The organism is Deinococcus budaensis, assembly GCF_014201885.1.
Lineage (GTDB): Bacteria > Deinococcota > Deinococci > Deinococcales > Deinococcaceae > Deinococcus > Deinococcus budaensis.
Genome location: NZ_JACHFN010000012.1, coordinates 13338 through 31054, shown reverse-complemented (window position 1 = coordinate 31054; position 17717 = coordinate 13338). Strand labels below are relative to the sequence as shown.

Sequence of the window (17717 nt, the reverse complement as noted above, 5' to 3'; positions counted from 1 at the left end):
GGCCCTAGACTCGCTCCATGCCCACTTCCCTGCCCGTGATTCTCGACGGTGACCCCGGCCTCGACGACGCCATCGCGTGGCTGCTCGCCTTCGCCAGCCCGGAGGACCTGGAGGTGCTGGCCCTGACCACCGTACACGGCAACGTGGGGCTGGACCGGACGACCCGCAACGCCGGGGTGACGCTAGCGCTGGCCGGGGCCGACGTGCCTATCTATGCAGGAGCCGACCGCCCGCTGCTGCGCGAACTGGTGACGGCGGCCAACGTCCACGGCGAGACGGGCCTGCCCGCCGCCGACCTGCCGGAACCAGTACGGGAGCCGGAGACGGAGCATGCCGTGAACTTCATCGTGCGGACGGTGCGCGAACGGCCCGGCGAGATCACGCTGGTGGCGACCGGGCCGCTGACGAACGTGGCCCTCGCCTTCCGGCTGGCCCCCGACCTGCCGGGGAAGGTGCGCGAGGTCGTGTGGATGGGCGGCAGCACGGGGGAGGGGAACAGGACGCCTTCGGCCGAGTTCAACGCGCTGGCCGACCCCCACGCGGCCCAGATCGTGCTGACCTCGGGAGCGCGGGTGCGGATGTTCGGCCTGAACGCCACCATGCAGGCGGTCGCCACGCCCGAGCGGGTGGAGCGGCTGCGTGGGCTGGGCAACCGGGCGGGCCGGGTCAGCGCCGAACTGCTGACCTTCTACGCAGGCATCTACCGCGAACGCTACGGCCTGAGCGGCGGGGCGCTGCATGACCCTCTAGCGGTGGCCGCCGTGATTCGCCCGAAGCTGTGCCGGATGCAGCCCATGAACGTGCAGGTGGAAACGCACGAGGGCCTGAATCTTGGCCGGACCGTGTGCGACCTCTACGGAGTGACGGGCGAGCCCGCCAATGTGGAAGTGGCAGTAGAAGTGGACGACGAAGCCTTTTTTGAGCTGCTGCTGGAGCGGGTGGGGCGGCTGGGGTAGAGGAGTTGTGACCAGAACTGCCGGTGTCAGGAACGGCGAGCGTTACTTGCCACCCCCTCCTTCGGAGCTGTGCCAGTCCCCTACAAGGAGGGAGAAAAGCAGCGCACCTAACGGCAACAACCTCCCGCACATCGGGCACCGCAAGAGAAGGGGAAGCAGAGGCTGGAGCCTTCTGAACAACGAGCACAGCAGACGCCGCACAGGAGCGGGCGAGCGGCTCCCGCACCGCCTTCACCACGTCGGCTCGCGCAGCGAGACGGTGGCCGCGAGCGGGCCGCATCAAGATCCAGCATTCCGGCAGAAGACAGGGCCCACCCGCGCCGTCCATGTGTCCCTGCCTAGCGCAGCGCTGCTCCCCTGCCCCCTGTGGGGGACTGGCACAGCTCCGAAGGAGAGGGCTGGGGGTGGGGGCAAACTGAATCAAGACAGCGTGCCCACCGCAACTCCCACCTCATCCTCCCCCATCGCCTCAAACCGCTCCCGAAACCGCCGGTACGTCTCGTCCGCGATATACATCGTCCCCTCCAGCCCGTTCCGCGCCCGCACCCGCCGAAGCGCCTCCTCATCGGGCACGGTCAGGACGTGGAAGGTCAGCGGCACGCCCAACGCCCCCGCCCTCGCCCGCAGCGCGTCCCGACTCGCCCGCGTCCAGAAGCCGTGGTCCAGAATGACGGGCACCCCCAGTTCCAACGCCCGCACCCACTGCGTTTCCATCAGCTCCATCACCCGAGAGTGATAGACGGGGAAGAGATCGGCGGGCGGGTCCTGGCCGTACAGGGCGACCATCCATTCGTCGCTGGTAAAGCGCATCCCCGGCAACTCCCGCTCCAGTCGCCGCGCGAAGGTCGTCTTGCCGCTGCCGAGGAAGCCGTGCAGGGCGTGGATGCGGGGTTCACCCATCGCGGAAATGCAGGGGGACCCTCTCACCCCCCGGCAGGTGGTAGGCGGTGAGCAGCCGGGTGGGCAGGTCCGCGATCAGGTAGGGGACCGGGTAGGCGGCCAGCCGGGTGTCGGTGTCGCTGGGCCACGCGGGGCCGCGCGGGTGGCTGTGGTACAGGGCGACCAGCGTGAGGCCGCCCAGCTGCATCGCCCGCAGGGCGCGCAGCAGGTGCCCCGGATCGGCCAGATAGCTGCGCTCGGGATCGGGCGCGACGTTGGGGAGGGGATAGAGGGCCGCCGCCTGGGCCTGGGCGCCGTGGCGGTGGCCGCCCAGCGCCCCGACGCATTCGCGCGGCGCGTCACGCTCGGCGTGCGCCCACAGGGCGGCCACCAGGGGGGGCGGCAGGATCAGGGCCACACGGGCATTATCGGGGCCAGGGGCAGGCGGCGTGCGGGGGCCGTCAAAAACCTGCGCTGGGCGCGGCGCGACCGGGAGCGGCGGGCACAGCGCTGGGGTACACTGCGGCCTATGGCGAAGGCTCGTGCAAAGGCGGCTGCACCCGCGAACCGCTTCGATGGAGAGGCGCTGGGCTTGGTGCTGTTCGCGCTGGGAATTTTCCTGGGCATCACGCTGGCCCAGCCGCAGTTCGCGTTTGCGGAAGACGGCCTGATGGCCCAGGCGCACGCGGCGCTGACCGGCACGCTGGGCTGGGGCGCGTACTTGCTGCCGGTGGTTCCAGTGGCCTACGGGGTGCTGGTCTTTCTGGGCCGCGACCTCTCGGGCCTGACCCGGCGGGTGCTGGGCGGCGCGCTGGTGGTCGCCTCGCTGCTCGCGCTGCATGAGGTGTTCGAGCCGGGGGCGGCGGGGCAGGCGGCAGCGGCGCTGATGAAGCCGCTCACGGGGGCGCTGAGCTTCGCGGCGGCGCTGCTCCCGCTGATCACGCTGACCCTGGGGCTGGAGATCATGCTGCGGCTCTCTCCCTTCACGCTGCTCAAGGGTCTCTTCCGGCAGCTCAGCGTGCTGCTGGGAGGCGCCACGACCACCGTGCAGGGCGCCATCGAGGCCCGGCAGGACGGCCGCGAGTCGGCGCGGGCCAGAAGCGGCGTGCGGCAGACGCTCGCGGCCCACACCCGCGACCTGGAACTGCTGCGCAAGCTCTATCCCGAGGCCCGCGACCTGAAGGGGCAGCACGAGGAGGTCCGGGCCGCCGGGCGCGACCTGCGGAACCTGGACGAGGCGGGGCTGGGGCACCTGGAGCGCGACCTGCGCGGCTGGCAGGAGGTCACGCAGACCTTCGTGAACCACGCCGCGCGCGACCTGCGTGAGGCGGTCGCCGCCGAGGCCCCGGACGCGGGCGCGCAGGCCGAGGCGCTGGCGCAGGAGGTGCGCGCCGGGCGCCACGAGTTGCGGGTCGAGCTGCCCAGCACCCTGGCGAGCGGGGCGGTGGAGCGCCTGCGCCGGGGCCTGGTGACCGATCTCCAGCGGCTGGCGGGCCGGGCGGGCAAGCTCGAACGCGAGCGCCAGGCGGCCGAAAAGGCCCTCGCCAAACCCGACGCGGGCATCCTGGCCCGCGAGCGTGCGGCCCAGCGCGAGCGCGAGAAGGCCTGGCGCGACCTGGCTGAGGACTTCACCACCTGGCGGGGCCGCGAGCGCCATTACCCTGGCTGGCCCGACCTCGCCGCCGCCTTCGACCGCGCCCCCACCGAACTCGCGGCGGCGCTGGCCGAGGCCCTGGCGGGCGACCCCGACAGCACGCTGGCGGCCCAGGACGAATGGCGCACCCGGCTCGACCGCGCCCAGAAAGAGGCGCTGGAGCGGGCACAGGCGATGGCGGTCCATGCGCCCGCTGCCGCCCCGGTGCCCGGTACCCTTCCCGGCACTCCCGAGCTGACCAGCCCGCAGCCCGCCACACCCGAACTGGTCACACCCGAGCTGGTCACGCCCGAACTGGATTTCGACTTTACGGGCGCGGCCCCCCCGGCAGAGGAAGCTGGAGAGACCGCTTCGCCCGCGCCTCTCCCCTCCTCCGCCACCTCCCCGGCCGCGACCACGGTCCTGACGGCGGTCCCCCCACGCCCCGAGGTGCTGCTGGGTACGGGGAACGTGCAGGCCGCCGCCCCGGCCCACCCGGAGGCCCACCCAGCTTCCCCCAGCGAACCGGACGCCGCTCCCTGGGAAAGCGCCCAGCCCGAGCGCCGCCGCCCCAGCCAGGGGGCAGTGGACCTCGCGCTGCCGGGCTATGACCTGCTCGACCCGGTGCCGGTGGCGGCGGTGAACACCGCGCAGCTCGACGTCTCGGCGCGGCAGCGGGCCGCCGTGATCGACCAGACGCTGCGGCACTTCGGTCTTCAGGCGCGGGTGGTGGATTTCGCGCGTGGGCCGACCGTGACCCGCTACGAGATCGAACCGGCTCCCGGCGAGAAGATCAGCCGCATCGCGTCGCTCTCCAACGACCTCGCGCGGGCGCTGGCGGTGGGCGGGGTGCGCGTGGAGGCCCCGGTGCCGGGCAAGAGCGTGATCGGCCTGGAGGTGCCCAACGCCGAGCGCGAGCCGGTGACCTTTCATCAGGCGGCGGCGGCGCCGACCTTCCGCAACACCCGCGCCCGGCTCCCCATCATCCTGGGCAAGAGCATCGACGGCGAGCTGATGGTGGGCGACCTTGCCAAGATGCCCCACCTGCTGATCGCGGGCAGCACCGGCTCGGGCAAGTCGGTGTGCGTGAACACGCTGATCACCTCGCTGCTCTACCGCTACCTGCCCACCGAGCTGCGCTTCCTGATGGTGGACCCCAAGATGGTGGAACTGACCCCCTACGACGGGATTCCCCACCTGGTGCGCCCGGTGGTGACCAACCCGATGGACGCGGCGGGCGTGCTGCTGGGCGCGGTCGCGCACATGGAGCGGCGTTACAAGATGATGAGTCAGGTCGGGGCGAAGAATCTGGAGCAGTTCAACGCCAAGATGCGCCAGGTCGGCGAGACCGAGCTGCCGCACCTCGTCATCATCATCGACGAGCTGGCCGACCTGATGATCACCTCGCCCAAGGAAGTCGAGTCCGCGATCATGCGCCTGGCGCAGATGGCCCGCGCGACCGGGATGCATCTGGTGCTCGCCACCCAGCGGCCCTCGGTGGACATTCTGACCAGCCTGATCAAGGTGAACGTGCCCGCCCGCATCGCCTTCGCGGTCTCCAGCAGCCACGACTCGCGCACCATCCTCGACAGCGTGGGCGCCGAGCGGCTCACCGGCATGGGCGACATGCTGTTCTACCAGCCGGGACTCATCAAACCGCTGCGGCTCCAGGGGCCGTACATCAGCGAGGTCGAGTCGGCGCGCATCACCGACGAGTTGCGGCGGCAGGTGTTCGACGACGCCTTCGTGGAGGCCTACGGCCCGGACTTCGACGGCGCGGTCGAGGCAGGCGGCTCCAGCCTCGACAAGGGCAACATGGACTTCTCCGATCCCCACCTGCGCCAGGCCGCCTTGATCTGCATCGAGGAGGGGCAGGGCAGCGTCTCGCGCCTGCAACGGCGGCTCTCGGTGGGGCATGCCCGCGCGGGCAAGCTGATGGACATGCTCGAAGCGATGGGCATCGTCTCCAAGCACCAGGGCAGCAAGCCGCGCGAGGTGCTGATCACCGAAGCCGACCTGCCGGAATACTTCGGGCGCTGACCTGAGGGCAGGGGCCAGGAGAAGCGGGGAAGATGCGCCCTCCCCACTTCCTGGCCTTTTTGGCCCACTTTGCGCGCCTCTTCTCCTTGGCCCTGCGCCAGCAGGTGGAGGCCCAGACCGCCCCCAAGGCTCTGTGAGTAAACTATGAGTGGACCGCCAAATGTGGCCGCCCTTTGGTTTAGACCTTCTGGGAAAAAGGGGGCGGAAGTTGCGTTTTGCAGCCCCGTGGTGAAAATTGGAAGGCGGACCGTTCAATCCAAAGTTCTTTCCGAGGTGATTTCATGAAGAAGCAAACCAGCTTGATCACGCTCAGCCTGCTGCTCGCCACCCCTGCCCTGGCGGGCGGCGCCGGTGCGCCTGCGGCCCGTCCTGCCACGGCCGCCTGCCAGACCATCGCGCAGATCGTGGCGAACGACGCCCAGTTCAGCACCCTGCTCACCGCCGTGCAGGCGGCGGGCCTGACCGAGACGCTCGCCAGCGGGCAGTACACGGTGTTCGCGCCGACCAACGCCGCTTTCGCCAAGCTGCCCAGCGACCAGCTCGCGATGGTGCTCAACGACGAGGAGATGCTGCGCAGCGTCTTGCTGTACCACGTCGTGCCGGGCAAGGTCTCCTCGCAGCAGGTCCGCAGCCTGCGCAGCGCGAAGACCGCCCAGGGCGCCAACGTCACGGTGACCGTCAGCGGCAGCCGCGTCACCGTGGGCGGGGCCAACGTGACCCGCGCCGACGTGGCGGCCTGCAACGGCGTGATCCACGTGATCGACACGGTCCTGATGCCCCCGATGGCGGCGGCCACCCCCGCTCCGGCACCGGCGCCTGCGGCGGCGACCCCGGCGCCCGCTGCGCCGGCGGCCAGCACCCCGGCTCCCGCAGCGGCGGTCGCCTTTGACATCCGCAGCATCCCGGCGACGCCCCTGAGCGGCACCACCACGACGACGACGACCACCACGACCACCACCGAGACGGCGACGACCACCGAGACCGCCACGACGGAAGCGGCCGCGACCGACACGGCGACGACCACCGAGACGACCGCGACCGACACCGCCGCCACCACCGAAACCGTGACCGTGGCGACCAACACCCTGTACGACGTGATCGTGGCCGACGCGCGCTTCAGCACGCTGCTCGACCTGCTCAGCGACGCCGGGCTGACCGAGACGCTGACCACGGGCGAGTTCACAGTCTTCGCGCCCACCAACGAGGCTTTTGCGGCGCTCGACGAGGCCACGCTCGCCAACCTGGCCGCCAACCCCGACGTGCTGCGGCAGGTGCTGAGCTACCACGTGGTCCAGGGCCGCCTGACCGCCGAGCAGCTCGCCACCAGCACGACCCTCAACTCGGTCCAGGGCGGAGCGCTCCCCCTGAGCCGCAACGGCGACACCCAGCTGGTGGGAACCGCCACCGTCTCCGAGACGGTCACGACCCCCAGCAACGGCACCATCTTCGTGATCAACCAGGTGCTGCTGCCCCCCGGCCTGACCATCCCCGCCGCCGAGGCGGTCGAGGCGGCTCCGGCAGACGCGGCGGCCACGACCACCACCGCCGAGACGACCACCAGCACCACGACCACCACGGCCCCCGCGACCGCTCCGGCAGACACCGCCGCCAGCGCGACGAACGCGACCAACCTCGCCACCCTGATCGCCACCGACGCGCGCTTCTCCACGCTGGCCGGGCTGCTTCAGGCCGCCGGGCTGACCGAGACGCTCACCACGGGCGAATTCACCATCTTCGCGCCCACCAACGAGGCCTTTGCCAAGGTCCCGGCGGCTGACCTGACCGCCCTGGGCGCCGACCCCGCCCGCCTGCGCGCGGTGCTGCTGTACCACGTGGTGCCTGGCCGCATCACCGCGACGGCCCTGGCGAGCAGCCCCGAGCTGACCAGCGTCGAGACCGGGCGCCTGACCCTGACGCGCGCGACCGGCCCCGACCGCACCACCATCGGCACGGCGACCACCTCCGCGACCATCGCGGCCGGTGAGCCTGTCACGGCGGGCAACGGGGTGCTGTACGTGATCGACACGGTCCTGACGCCTCCCGCGCGCTGATCCCCCTTCCCCTCTGAGCCAGACCGCCCGCCCCACGCGGGCGGTTTGGCCTTGTCCCCTCCCCTGGCCCGGGGACGGCGGGCGGCGCTCACCCGGCGCGCGGGGGCCGGGGGGTACACTCGCGCCCGTGAGTTCCAGACGGCTGATGTGGACGGTGGCGCTGGCCCTGCTGGGCGGGGCGGGAGCGCGGCCGGTGGCGATTGGCGGCGCGGTGCAGGGCGCGGCGGTGGACTCGCGCGTGCTGAGCGGGCAAGAAGCGCTGGCGGTCTGGACGCTGCCGCGCCTCGGTGTGGCGGTCCGCAACGACCCCCAGGACCTGCGGCTGCTGTACGGCGGACGCGAGCTGCGCTTCACGCCGGGGCGGGGGTGGCGGGCGGCGGGCTTCACGTTGCCCGCTCAGCCGGGGCTAGGGGTTCCCGAACTTGTCGGCGGCAGCCTGTACGTGCCGCTCACAGCGCTGCGGGCGCTGCGGCTACCCATCACCATCGACGCGCCGGACCTGCTCGACTTCGCGCCGCCGGCGGCGGTCCCGGCCGCCACCCTGCCGCCCTCGCCTGACCTGGGCGGCGCGGCGCCAGCGGCGCAGCCGCAGCCGGTGCCCCCGCTGGCCGCTCCGGCGTCTGCGCCCAGCCCGGCGACCCCCGCCACGCCGCCGCCCCCGGCCCCACTCCGCGCGAGCGCCCACCTGGGCACCGTGCGGGTCAGCCGCACCCTCTACCGCACGGTGGAGGTTCAGCGGGTGGTGCTGGAACTCAGCGGCCCGGCGGCGCATCAGGTCGTGCGCGAGCCGGGCGGCCTCAGCGTGGTGTTGCCCGGCGTGAGCGCGGGCGCCTCGGCGCAGACGCTGACGAGCGGGGACACGCTGCGGGTCGAGCCAGGTGCGTCAGGCGGGGCGGCCCTGACCACCGTGCACCTGAGGACGGGCGGCGGCAGCAGCGAGATTTTCACGCTGGACGACCCGCAGCGGGTGGTGATCGACACGACCACCCACCTTGATCCGCGCGTGCCGCCACCGATCAATCCCGAAGAATTGCCAGAGGGCGTCACCTACCGCCCACGCGGCGGGCTGCACCTGCTGAGCTTCGACCCCGCCCGCTTTCAGCCGCGTGTGGTGACGGCGCCCGCCGGAGCGGCGCGGGACGTCGCCAGCCTGGTTAAGGGCGCCGGGGGGGTGGCGGGCGTGAACGGCGGCTACTTCGACCCGGCGAGCAGCCTGCCGGTGGACCTGGTCGCGGTCGGGGGGGTCATGACGGCTCCCAGCCTGGAAAAACGGGCCACGGTGGGCTTCACCGCCCAGGGCACGCCGCTGTTCGGCTATCCCCGGCCGCGCTACGTGCTGGCGGGCAGCTTCGGCCGCGTGACCGTGAACAGCGTGGGGGCGCGGGTGCGGCCCGAGCTGCTGACCGCCTTTGTCGGAGACGGGCGCGCGGTGGTGGGCGCCCCGGGCCTGACCACCCTCTTTCTGAGCGGCGGCACGGTGGCGCGCGTGCTGACGGGCGCCGCGACTCCGCCCGCCGGAACGCTGGCGCTGACCTTCGACCCAGCCCGCTTTCCGCTCCTGCCGCGCACGCCGGGCGCGCCGCTGGCCGCCACGTTGAACTGGCAGGCCCAGGACGCCCCCTGGGAAACCGCGCAAGACGCCCTCAGCGCCGGGCCGCTGCTGGTGCAGGGCGGCCGGGTGGCGATCAACCCCGCCCGCGAGTTGTTCGACACCCGCACCAACGTCTGGCGGCCCACCCGACAGGTCGCCTTCGGGGTGCTGGGCGGCCAGCCCACCATCGCCTATCTCGACCACGGCACGCCCGAGGCGTTCGCTGCCGCGCTGGCCGGAGCCGGAGTGCGCGACGCCGTGCGGCTCGACAGCGGTTCGAGCGCCACCGCCTACCTGACCGGGGGCTACGCGGGTCTGGGCGGCTACCTCAATTCGGTCTGGAGCAGGCCCGTGCCCAACGCGATCGTGTTCGTGCCGAAGGTGACGGGGGCGCGGCGGTAACATCCGGAGGTGACCTTCTCCTGGTACCGGTGGGACGTTCGGCACGTCACGGAAGCGGACCTCAGGCCCTTTGCTCCCGTGTTCGGTGCGCTGTCACGGGAGGCCCGTCCGGACGATCCAGTCCTCACAGTGGCTTCGCGGCTGGAAGGGTGGCGTGCCCTCAACCCCGGCGTCCACGGTCTGCTCTGGCTGGCCCGCTGGGGGGAGCGTCCCGCCGGGTACGCCACCGCACGAATCAACAGGAACGCGGACACGGCGGAGGGACAAGTGATGCGTGCCTTTCTCGGTATTCATCCCGCGTTCCGGCGGCGGGGTGGCGGGCGGGCGCTGCTGGGGGCGCTGACGGAAACCGCGGAGGAGTTCGGGCGGGGCAAGTTGATGGGCACGACCAGCGACGCCGTCCCGGAGGGCGCAGCCTTTGTGCGGGCGGTGGGCGCACGGGCCGTTCTGGAGGACCGGACCGAACAGCTCGACCTGCGGTCCCTCGACCTCCCCGCTCTGCAAGCCCGCCTCGCGCAGGCCCCGCGCGAGGGCTTTACCCTGGGGGTATGGGACGGCGCGTACCCGGAAGACCACTTGGCTGAAATCGCTGAGCTGCTCAACATCGAGACGCCCAGGGGAAACCACCCGGTGGCACGGCATCACCTCACGCCCCAGAAGCTGCGGGCCTTGGATCAGGCCCTCGCCCCGCGCGGAACACGGCGCTGGACCTTCTATGTCCGGGAGCGCCGTTCAGGGCGACTGGTCGGCTTCACGCGGATCACCTGGCAACCCCAACGTCCCAAGTGGCTGAACCAAGGCAAAACGGCCGTCTTGCCCGCCTACCGTCGGCAAGGTTTGGGACGATGGCTGAAGGTCACTCTGCTGGAGAAGGTGAGGGCGGAGCTGCCCCAGGCGCAGGTCATCGAAACCAGCACAGCCACGTCTAATGTCCCGATGCTGAATCTCAACCGCGAATTGGGCTTCCGACTGTCCCACAGCAGCACCGAATGGGCATTGGAGGTCGCCCGGGTCCGCTAAGCGTCTTACGCCCCCACCCGCAGCCGCTCCATCAGCCGCACGAACGCCTCGGCGGTGACCTGCACGTCCCCGAAGGAGCGGTGGCGGCCTCCCGGCGCGAAGCTCAGGCCCAGGCGCTGGGCGAGCAGGTCGAGCTTGTGCGAGCGCTCGCCGGGAAAGGCGCGGCGCGAGAGCTGCATGGTGCAGTATTCCTGCGGCGGGGACCAGACCAGCCCGTGCCGCCGGGCCGCCGCGCGCATGAAGCCGCCGTCGAAGCCCACGTTGTGCGCCACCACCGGAGAGTCGCCCACGAAGTCGAGGAACTCGGGCAGCACGTGGGCCAGCTGAGGCGCGTCGCGCACCATGCTGTCGCTGATGCCGTGGACGCGCTGGGCCTGCCAGGGAATCCGCAGCACGTCGCCCGCCGCGTTCACCGGGCGCACCAGCGTGTCGAAGCGCTCGGCCTCCACCACCTGCCCGTCCCGCACCCGCAGCGCGCCGATCTCCACGATGGCGTCCCGCTCGGGCGACAGGCCGGTGGTTTCCAGGTCGAACACGACGACATTCACGCCCCCCAGGGTAGCGCCTCGGGAGGGAGCCTGGGCCGGCTAGGCCCCGCCTTCTTCGCGTGTGGCGAGGGGACTGTCCGGCGCGGCGCCTGTTTCTCGCGGGGCGGCTGGCCCCATCAGCGCGGCCAGCGCCTCCTCCTTGCCCTTGGCCTCCACCTCGATCCAGGGTACGTCGAGGTAGGCGCTGGGAAAGTCGGTGATCAGGTGGCTGTGGCGGCGGTCTTGCGGGCCGTCGATGCCGTTGGAGAGGTGGACGACCTGCCACTCGGGGGGCTGCCAGGTGGCGCGGGCGGCCAGCACCCACCCGCGCACGCTGGGGTCCTCCTGGTCGGGCAACTTCTCGCGCACGACGTGGTGGTGCGCGTCGAAGACCAGCGGCGTGCCGGTGGCCTGACAGACGGGCAGCAGGTCCGCCGGGCCGTAGGCGCGCTCGTCGTTTTCCAAGCCCAGGCGCAGGCGGGCCGGGTCGGGCAGGTCGGGAATCACGGCGGCGAGTTCGGCGGCCCGTCCGCCCTTGCCGCCGTGCAGCAGCAGCAGGTTCCAGGGGCTGGCCGGAAAGCCGAAGCGGTCGAGCGAGTCGGCATGGGCCGTCAGCGCCCGCAGGCTGGAGGCGCGGACCTCCGGGCGGTCGGAGTTCAGCACGATGAACTGCTCGGGGTGCATCAGCACGCGGATTCCGGCGTCCATAAAGGCCCGGCCCGCCTCGCGCATCGGCTCCGCGAGGTGGTCGAGCACGGCCCGGCCGGTGTCGTCGCCCTCCAGGTCGAACATCGGAAAGAGGCTGGAACTCAGGCGGTAGAGCCGGATGCCCCGCGCGGCGCAGAAGTCGGCGGCCCGGCGCACCCGGCTGATGTTGTCGGCGTACAGGTCGAGCAGCTTGGATTCGCGCTCCTCCGGCGAGAGCTTCTGGTAGTTGGTCAGCGTGACGGTGCGGAAACGCACCTCGGGGCCGACCGTCATGCACACCAGGCCGTAGGCGGGGGCAGCGGCGGGCAGGGTCACGACCCGCTCCGCTTCGCCGCCGCCCGGCAGCGGTCGGAGCAGTACCGCACGTTCTCCCAGTCGCGTTCCCACTTCTTGCGCCAGGTAAAGGGCAAGCCGCAGGCCGCGCAGACCTTGCTGGGCCGCTGGGAGGGCGGTCGGCCCCCGCCGAAGGGCTTGGCGGCTTTCTCAGGCATGGGCGGCTTCCAGCGCACGGGGCGCACGCCGGGCCAGGACGCGGGGCAGGTCGGCGCGGATCAGGCTGTCGCCGCCTCTCCTGTGCGGCGCTGGCCCAGGAGCACCGCAGTTTTCTTCACCGCGAAAAGAAGAGCTGCCCGGGACCGCCCGCTCCCGGCCCCCCACGCTCCCGCCGCTGCCTGTCACGTCCATCACGACCCCCCACATGGGGTCAGTCTGCCGCGCTTTGGGGCGGGCAACCGTGGGGATGAAGAAAGTCGGGGGCAAGGAGAGCCGCCGCGCCTCAGCCTCCCAGCGCCGCGTGCGTCTCCAGCAGCAGCGCTTCGGTCTCGTCCCAGCCCACGCAGGCGTCGGTGACGCTCACGCCGTACTGAAGCTGCGTGAGGTCGGCGGGAATGGGCTGCTTGCCGGGGCGCAGGTTCGATTCGAGCATCAGCCCCCGGATGGCCCCTTGCCCGGCGAGGCGCTGCGCCAGCACGTCGCGCCAGACGCCCGCCTGCCGGGTGTGGTCCGAGCCGCTGTTGGCGTGCGAGGCGTCCACCATCACGGCGGGGGTCAGCCCGGCGGCCTGCATCAGCGCGGCGGCCTCGGCCACGAAGGGCGGCGCGTGGTTCGGCCCCGCGCGGCCCCCGCGCAAGATCACGTGCCCGTGCGGGTTGCCCCGGGTGTGGACCACGCAGGCGCGGCCGTCGTCGTCCACCGTGAAAAAGGCGTGCGGCTGCCCCGCCGCCACCACCGCGTCGACCGCGAGCTTCAGGCCGCCGCCCGTGCCGTTCTTGAAGCCCATCGGGGCCGAGACCGCGCTCGCCATCACCCGGTGGGTCTGGGACTCGGCGGTGCGGGCGCCCAGGCAGGCCCAGGCCACCGCGTCGAAGAGGTACTGCGGCGCGAAGGGGTCGAGCAGTTCGGTGGCGACGGGCAGACCGAGTTCGTTGACGCGCAGCATCAGCTCGCGCGTCAGGTGCAGGCCCTTGCCGATGTCGTTGGCGCCGGTCATGTCGGGGTCGATCAGGGGACCGCGCCAACCCACCGTCGTGCGCGGCTTGTCCACGTAGACGCGCATCTGGACTTCCAGCCGGGTGTGCACCCGCGCCCGCAGCGCCGCGAGCCGGGCCGCGTACTCGGCGGCCTGCCCGAAATCGTGGATGCTGCACGGCCCGACCACCGCCAGCAGGCGGCTGTCTTGGCCGGTCAGGATAGCCTGCGCGGCCTGGCGCCCGGCCAGCACGGTGCGCTCGGCGGCGGGCGACAGCGGCAGGGCGCCCTTGAGGTCGCGCGGCGTTGCCAGGGGCGTAAAGGCCGTGACGTTGAGGTTCTCGGTGCGGCCCGGATGAGGCTGGGCCGTGGGTTGGGCGGTGGGCTGGGGCATGGCGGGGTCCTTTCGTGCGGCAAAGCAAAAGGCCCGGAGGAAAAAACGTCTCCTCCGGGCGGTCCTGGCTGGGATGGCAGCGCTGGCGTCAGACCCGGGGCAACCTGGGCCAGGGACTGAACACCGCGCGAAGAAGCATGGCCCAGAGTGTACGCCGCGCCGGTGAGGAGAAAGGGGCGGGCCGTCTAGCCGGGCGCCGGGCGGGGAAAGCCTCCGGGCCGCCTTCATGGGCCGCGTAACCGTAAGGAGGGCCGGAACCGGGACGGGGCAGGCTCCGTAGTCTGAGGGGATGAGACGCTCTCTGGCCCTGATGCTCACCACGCTCGCGCTGGCGGGGGGACTGGCGGACGCGCAGCGGCGCAGCGGCGGGGGCTTCGGCGGCAGCCGCAGCTCCGGCCGCTACAGCGCCCCCCGCGCTCCGGCGGTGCCCCGGTACACGCCGCCTGCTAACCGCTACACCGCGCCGCGCACGACCGCGCCCACCCCCCGCACCCCCAGCAGCGTGCAGCGCAGCACCACCGGAAGCGCGGCCAGCGCCGCCAACCGGGCCGCCGCCGCGCGGGTCACGCCTTCGCAGCTCAACGCCTGGCGAAGTGCCCGGCTCCCGGCGGGCGTGCCGCGCAGCGCGCTGACCTACAGCGCGGCCCCCAGCGGGCAGTACCGCTACCAGCTCTCGCCGGGGCGCTACTACCCTTACCCCCAGAGCTACTACCGAAGCCGGGGCATCGGCCCGGACCTGCTGAAATACGCGCTGATCTTTACGGCGGTCAGCAGCGTCGCCGACGCGCTCGACGGGCCGGACGTGCTGGTCACCGGCCCGGCGCCCGCGCCGCAGGGACCCAACCTGTGGACCTATGCGGGGGTGGGGTTCCTGGCCGCCGCCGCCGGGTGGTTCATGCTGGGCCGCCGCCGCCGCTAGCGGCTGGCTTTCCTGACCCCGCCCGCCGCCGCCGCGCCCCGTGCCAGCGGCGGCGCCCGTATGTTCGTCGGCTAGACTGGGTTCCGGTCGGGTGCGCTGCTGCCCGAGGACGTTGGAGCTGGGGGGGGGACGGCTCTTTTTCTCTTCCGTTTCAAGCCAAGACCCGCCCGCAGGTGGCCCGCAGCCTGGGCCGGGGCTGGCCCTGAGGTACCGATGCCCAGACGACCGATACAGCGACCGATACGGCGACCGACCCGCCGCAGTGCCGGAGGAGGCCCGTGACCCTCGCCGCCTTCTTTCCCTTCTTGATCGCGGCGCTCTGTGCCTGGCTGGGGCCGCGCCTGGGCCGCCGCACCGGGTACGTCGCGGCGGCGGCCTTTTTGCCCGCGCTGCTGCTGATTCCCGAATTGCTGGGCATGCCGGGATCGGCCCCCGCGCTGGAAGTCACCCGCTGGGTGCCCGAGCTGGACTTGCACCTCGCCTTCCGGGGCGACGGCTTCTCGCTCTTGTTCGCCGTCTTGATCGGCGTGATCGGCACGCTGGCGAGCCTCTACTCGGTCGCGTACCTCTCGGAGCACGAGAAATTCGGGCGGTTCTACGCCTACCTGCTCTGTTTTGGCGGCTCGATGCTGGGGCTGGTGCTCAGCGACAATCTCGTCGCGCTGTTCGGCTTCTGGGAGATGACCAGCGTGACCAGCTTCCTCCTCATCGGGCTGTGGCACACCCGCTCGGCGGCGCGCGACGGGGCGATGAAGGCCTTTTTGGTGAGCGCGCTGGGCGGCCTGGCGCTGCTGGCCGCCGTCGCCCTGATCGCGCTGGGGGGCGGCAGCACCTCGCTCTCGGGGCTGGACCTCAGCGCGCTGCGGGCCTCGCCCTTTTTCACCCCGGCGCTGCTGCTCACGCTGCTGGCAGCCTTTACCAAAAGCGCGCAGCTGCCCTTCCACCTGTGGCTGCCCACCGCGATGGAGGCGCCCACCCCCGTCTCGGCCTTCTTGCACTCGGCCACGATGGTCAAGGCGGGCGTGGTGCTGGTCGCCAAGTTCGGGCTGATCTTCGGCACCTCGGCGCTGTGGCCGGCCATTATCGTGCCGGTGGGGCTGGCGACGCTGGTGTGGGGCGCGTGGCTGGCGCTGCGCCAGACCGACCTCAAGGCGCTGCTGGCCTACTCGACCATCTCGCAGCTCGGCCTCTTGATGAGCCTCTACGGGCTGGCCGACGCCGAGGGCCGCTTTGCCGCCACCGCGCACCTGCTCAACCACGCGGCCTTCAAGGCGGCGCTGTTTTTCGTGGTGGGCATCATCGACCACGAGACGGGCACGCGCGAGCTGCCGCGCCTGGGCGGTCTGCGGCGGGCGCTGCCCGTCACCTTCGCGGTGGCGCTGCTCGCCGCCCTCAGCATGGCGGGGCTGCCTCCGCTGGGCGGGTTCATCTCCAAGGAGCTGTTCTACGAGGCGATGGTGCACCAGGGACCGCTGTACCTCGCCGTGGCGGTGCTGGGCAGCACGCTGACCTTCGCGTATTCCTTCCGGCTGATGCGGGTCTTTCTGGGACCTCTGCGTGCCCCGGCGGGCGCCCAGCCGCACGAGGCGCCCCCCGGCCTGACCCTGCCCGCCGCCGCCCTCGCGCTGACCGCGCTGGCCTTCGGCCTGCTGCCGGGCATGGCCGAGGCCCTGACCCGCACGGCGCAGACGGCGCTGAACTTCGGGGCCTACGGCGGCTACCTGAGCCTGTGGCACGGGGTCACGCCCGCGTTGATCGCCACCGTGCTGACCTGGGCGCTGGGGGCGGCGCTGGTGACCCAGGCCGACCGGGTGGGCGATCTGGGGCGGCGCCTGACCCCGCGCACGAACGCCAACACGGTCTACTACTCGCTGACGCAACTGGTGAACGTCTTCGCCTCGTGGCTGATCGCGCGCACGCAGGGGCTGGCGCTGCCCGACCAGCTGCGGATCATGCTGGCCGCCACCGCCGTGATCTCCGGCTACGCGCTGGTGCGGGCGCCGCAGGTCTTTCACCCCTTCGGGGACCTGCCGCTGGGGGTGCTGCCGGTCGCGGCGCTGCTGGTCGGCGGCGCCGTGGGCGTGCTGCTCTCGCGCAACCGCCTGACCGCCGTGATCGTGACTGGCCTGACGGGTTTCGGCACCGCCGCCGCCTTCCTGGCCTTCCGCGCGCCCGACCTGGCCCTCACGCAGCTGCTGGTGGAGGCGGTCACGGTGATCCTCTTTTTGCTCGCCTTCCGGTATCTGCCGGGCGTGCGGGACCTGCCGCGCACCCGGGGGCGCTACGCCTTCGACCTCACGGTAGCGGGGCTGGCGGGGATCGGGGCGACCCTGCTGGTGCTCTCCAGCGTGCGCTTTCTGGCGCCGCCGATCTCGCCCTACTACCTGGAATACAGCTACAAGGGCGGCGGCGGCAAGAACGTGGTCAACGTGCTGCTGGTCGATTTCCGGGGCTTTGACACCCTGGGCGAGATCACGGTGGTGGGCATCGTGGCGCTGGCCGTGCTGAGTCTGGTGCGTCTGGGGCGGCGGGGGCGCACCCGCACCGAACCCGGGGCGCCCCCGCCCGAGGATCTCGCCCCCGACCTGCCCGCCGCGCGGGTCCCGGTCACCCAGCAGGAGCGCCCATGAGTTCCCGGCAGAAAAAACCCCCACCCGTGGGCGGCGCCCGCACGCCCACGCCCGCGCCGCTGACCGGCGACCCGATTCTGCGCTCGACCAGCCGGGCGGTGTTCGCGCTGGTGCTGCTCTTCGCCTTTTTGCTGCTGTGGCGCGGGCACAACGCGCCGGGCGGCGGCTTTATCGCCGGGCTGATGACGACCTGCGCGCTGGTGCTGCACCGCATCGCGCACGGCACCTCGGCGCTGCGGACAGACCCCGCGCGGCTGGTGCCCTGGGGGCTGGCCCTCTCCTTCGGGACCGGGCTGGTGCCCTACCTGCTGGGCCGCCCCTTTCTCAAGAGCGACTACGGCTACATCACCACCGCGCTGACCGGCGAGTTCGAGTGGGCCACCGCGCTGCTCTTTGACCTCGGGGTCTTTCTGGTGGTCGTCGGGGCCAGCCTCGCCATCGTGTACGCGCTGCTGGACGTTCAGCCGCAGGAAACCGTCGAGGGGGACGAATGAGGCGCG

General features: G+C 72.0%; 14 protein-coding genes. 8 read left to right on the top strand and 6 right to left on the bottom strand.

The annotated features are described in order from the left end of the window. The first annotated feature begins 17 nt into the window (after positions 1 to 17). On the top strand, positions 18 to 956 hold the full coding sequence (locus tag HNQ09_RS14185; RefSeq protein WP_184030619.1) for a nucleoside hydrolase: 939 nt from the start codon (positions 18 to 20) through the stop codon (positions 954 to 956). A 420-nt stretch (positions 957 to 1376) separates the two neighbouring features. Here the strand turns inward: HNQ09_RS14185 and HNQ09_RS14180 are convergent, their stop codons facing one another. Both HNQ09_RS14180 and HNQ09_RS14175 read right to left on the bottom strand, forming a co-directional pair. Further along, entirely contained in the window at positions 1377 to 1856 is a 480-nt protein-coding gene (locus tag HNQ09_RS14180) for a P-loop nucleotide/nucleoside kinase family protein (RefSeq protein WP_184030616.1), read from the bottom strand. Next, complete coding sequence (locus tag HNQ09_RS14175) at positions 1849 to 2253, bottom strand: Mov34/MPN/PAD-1 family protein (RefSeq protein WP_184030614.1); 405 nt, start codon at positions 2251 to 2253, stop codon at positions 1849 to 1851. Before HNQ09_RS14175 ends, HNQ09_RS14180 begins: the two co-directional genes overlap by 8 nt. A gap of 111 nt (positions 2254 to 2364) precedes the next feature. Between HNQ09_RS14175 and HNQ09_RS14170 the strand changes: the two genes are divergently transcribed. The 4 genes from HNQ09_RS14170 (at position 2365) to HNQ09_RS14155 (ending at position 10572) form a co-directional block, all read left to right on the top strand. Continuing rightward, positions 2365 to 5508, top strand: coding sequence for an FtsK/SpoIIIE family DNA translocase (locus HNQ09_RS14170; RefSeq protein WP_184030611.1), 3144 nt, complete (start codon positions 2365 to 2367; stop codon positions 5506 to 5508). A gap of 281 nt (positions 5509 to 5789) precedes the next feature. Then, a complete protein-coding gene (locus tag HNQ09_RS14165; RefSeq protein ID WP_184030608.1) occupies positions 5790 to 7559 on the top strand; it encodes a fasciclin domain-containing protein in 1770 nt (589 codons plus the stop codon). 145 nt (positions 7560 to 7704) lie between these two features. Then, on the top strand, positions 7705 to 9552 hold the full coding sequence (locus tag HNQ09_RS14160) for a phosphodiester glycosidase family protein (RefSeq protein WP_184030764.1): 1848 nt from the start codon (positions 7705 to 7707) through the stop codon (positions 9550 to 9552). Positions 9553 to 9561: 9 nt separating this feature from the next. Then, positions 9562 to 10572 (top strand): GNAT family N-acetyltransferase, encoded by a 1011-nt coding sequence (locus HNQ09_RS14155; protein ID WP_184030605.1) that lies wholly within the window; start codon positions 9562 to 9564, stop codon positions 10570 to 10572. A 5-nt stretch (positions 10573 to 10577) separates the two neighbouring features. Here HNQ09_RS14155 and HNQ09_RS14150 read toward each other — a convergent pair whose 3' ends face one another. From HNQ09_RS14150 to HNQ09_RS14140, 4 genes are all read right to left on the bottom strand, one after another. Further along, positions 10578 to 11120 (bottom strand): exonuclease domain-containing protein, encoded by a 543-nt coding sequence (locus HNQ09_RS14150; protein WP_184030602.1) that lies wholly within the window; start codon positions 11118 to 11120, stop codon positions 10578 to 10580. A 39-nt stretch (positions 11121 to 11159) separates the two neighbouring features. Further along, a complete protein-coding gene (uvsE, locus tag HNQ09_RS14145) occupies positions 11160 to 12122 on the bottom strand; it encodes a UV DNA damage repair endonuclease UvsE (RefSeq protein ID WP_343057827.1) in 963 nt (320 codons plus the stop codon). Continuing rightward, positions 12119 to 12298, bottom strand: coding sequence for a DUF2256 domain-containing protein (locus HNQ09_RS18975; RefSeq protein WP_246363374.1), 180 nt, complete (start codon positions 12296 to 12298; stop codon positions 12119 to 12121). The genes uvsE and HNQ09_RS18975 overlap by 4 nt, the downstream gene beginning before the upstream one ends. Before the next feature lie 284 nt (positions 12299 to 12582). Continuing rightward, complete coding sequence (locus HNQ09_RS14140; protein ID WP_184030599.1) at positions 12583 to 13668, bottom strand: 3-deoxy-7-phosphoheptulonate synthase; 1086 nt, start codon at positions 13666 to 13668, stop codon at positions 12583 to 12585. 289 nt (positions 13669 to 13957) lie between these two features. Between HNQ09_RS14140 and HNQ09_RS14135 the strand changes: the two genes are divergently transcribed. From HNQ09_RS14135 to HNQ09_RS14125, 3 genes are all read left to right on the top strand, one after another. Next, positions 13958 to 14587: a hypothetical protein gene (locus tag HNQ09_RS14135; protein ID WP_184030596.1), complete on the top strand. Its 630-nt coding sequence runs from the start codon at positions 13958 to 13960 to the stop codon at positions 14585 to 14587. A 278-nt stretch (positions 14588 to 14865) separates the two neighbouring features. Next, positions 14866 to 17217 carry a hydrogen gas-evolving membrane-bound hydrogenase subunit E gene (gene mbhE / locus HNQ09_RS14130; protein ID WP_184030593.1) on the top strand — a complete coding sequence of 784 codons (2352 nt, stop codon included), beginning with the start codon at positions 14866 to 14868 and terminating at the stop codon, positions 17215 to 17217. Beyond that, positions 17214 to 17711 (top strand): Na(+)/H(+) antiporter subunit B, encoded by a 498-nt coding sequence (locus tag HNQ09_RS14125; RefSeq protein ID WP_184030590.1) that lies wholly within the window; start codon positions 17214 to 17216, stop codon positions 17709 to 17711. The genes mbhE and HNQ09_RS14125 overlap by 4 nt, the downstream gene beginning before the upstream one ends. Positions 17712 to 17717: the final 6 nt, after the last annotated feature.

Bases quoted from the DNA above. Each gene is read 5' to 3' on its own strand.
- HNQ09_RS14185 (WP_184030619.1), top strand. From the start codon at position 18: ATGCCCACTTCCCTGCCCGTGATTCTCGACGGTGACCCCGGCCTCGAC.
- HNQ09_RS14180 (WP_184030616.1), bottom strand. From the start codon at position 1,856: ATGGGTGAACCCCGCATCCACGCCCTGCACGGCTTCCTCGGCAGCGGC.
- HNQ09_RS14170 (WP_184030611.1), top strand. From the start codon at position 2,365: ATGGCGAAGGCTCGTGCAAAGGCGGCTGCACCCGCGAACCGCTTCGAT.
- HNQ09_RS14165 (WP_184030608.1), top strand. From the start codon at position 5,790: ATGAAGAAGCAAACCAGCTTGATCACGCTCAGCCTGCTGCTCGCCACC.
- HNQ09_RS14160 (WP_184030764.1), top strand. From the start codon at position 7,705: ATGTGGACGGTGGCGCTGGCCCTGCTGGGCGGGGCGGGAGCGCGGCCG.
- HNQ09_RS18975 (WP_246363374.1), bottom strand. From the start codon at position 12,298: ATGCCTGAGAAAGCCGCCAAGCCCTTCGGCGGGGGCCGACCGCCCTCC.
- HNQ09_RS14140 (WP_184030599.1), bottom strand. From the start codon at position 13,668: ATGCCCCAGCCCACCGCCCAACCCACGGCCCAGCCTCATCCGGGCCGC.
- HNQ09_RS14135 (WP_184030596.1), top strand. From the start codon at position 13,958: ATGAGACGCTCTCTGGCCCTGATGCTCACCACGCTCGCGCTGGCGGGG.
- HNQ09_RS14125 (WP_184030590.1), top strand. From the start codon at position 17,214: ATGAGTTCCCGGCAGAAAAAACCCCCACCCGTGGGCGGCGCCCGCACG.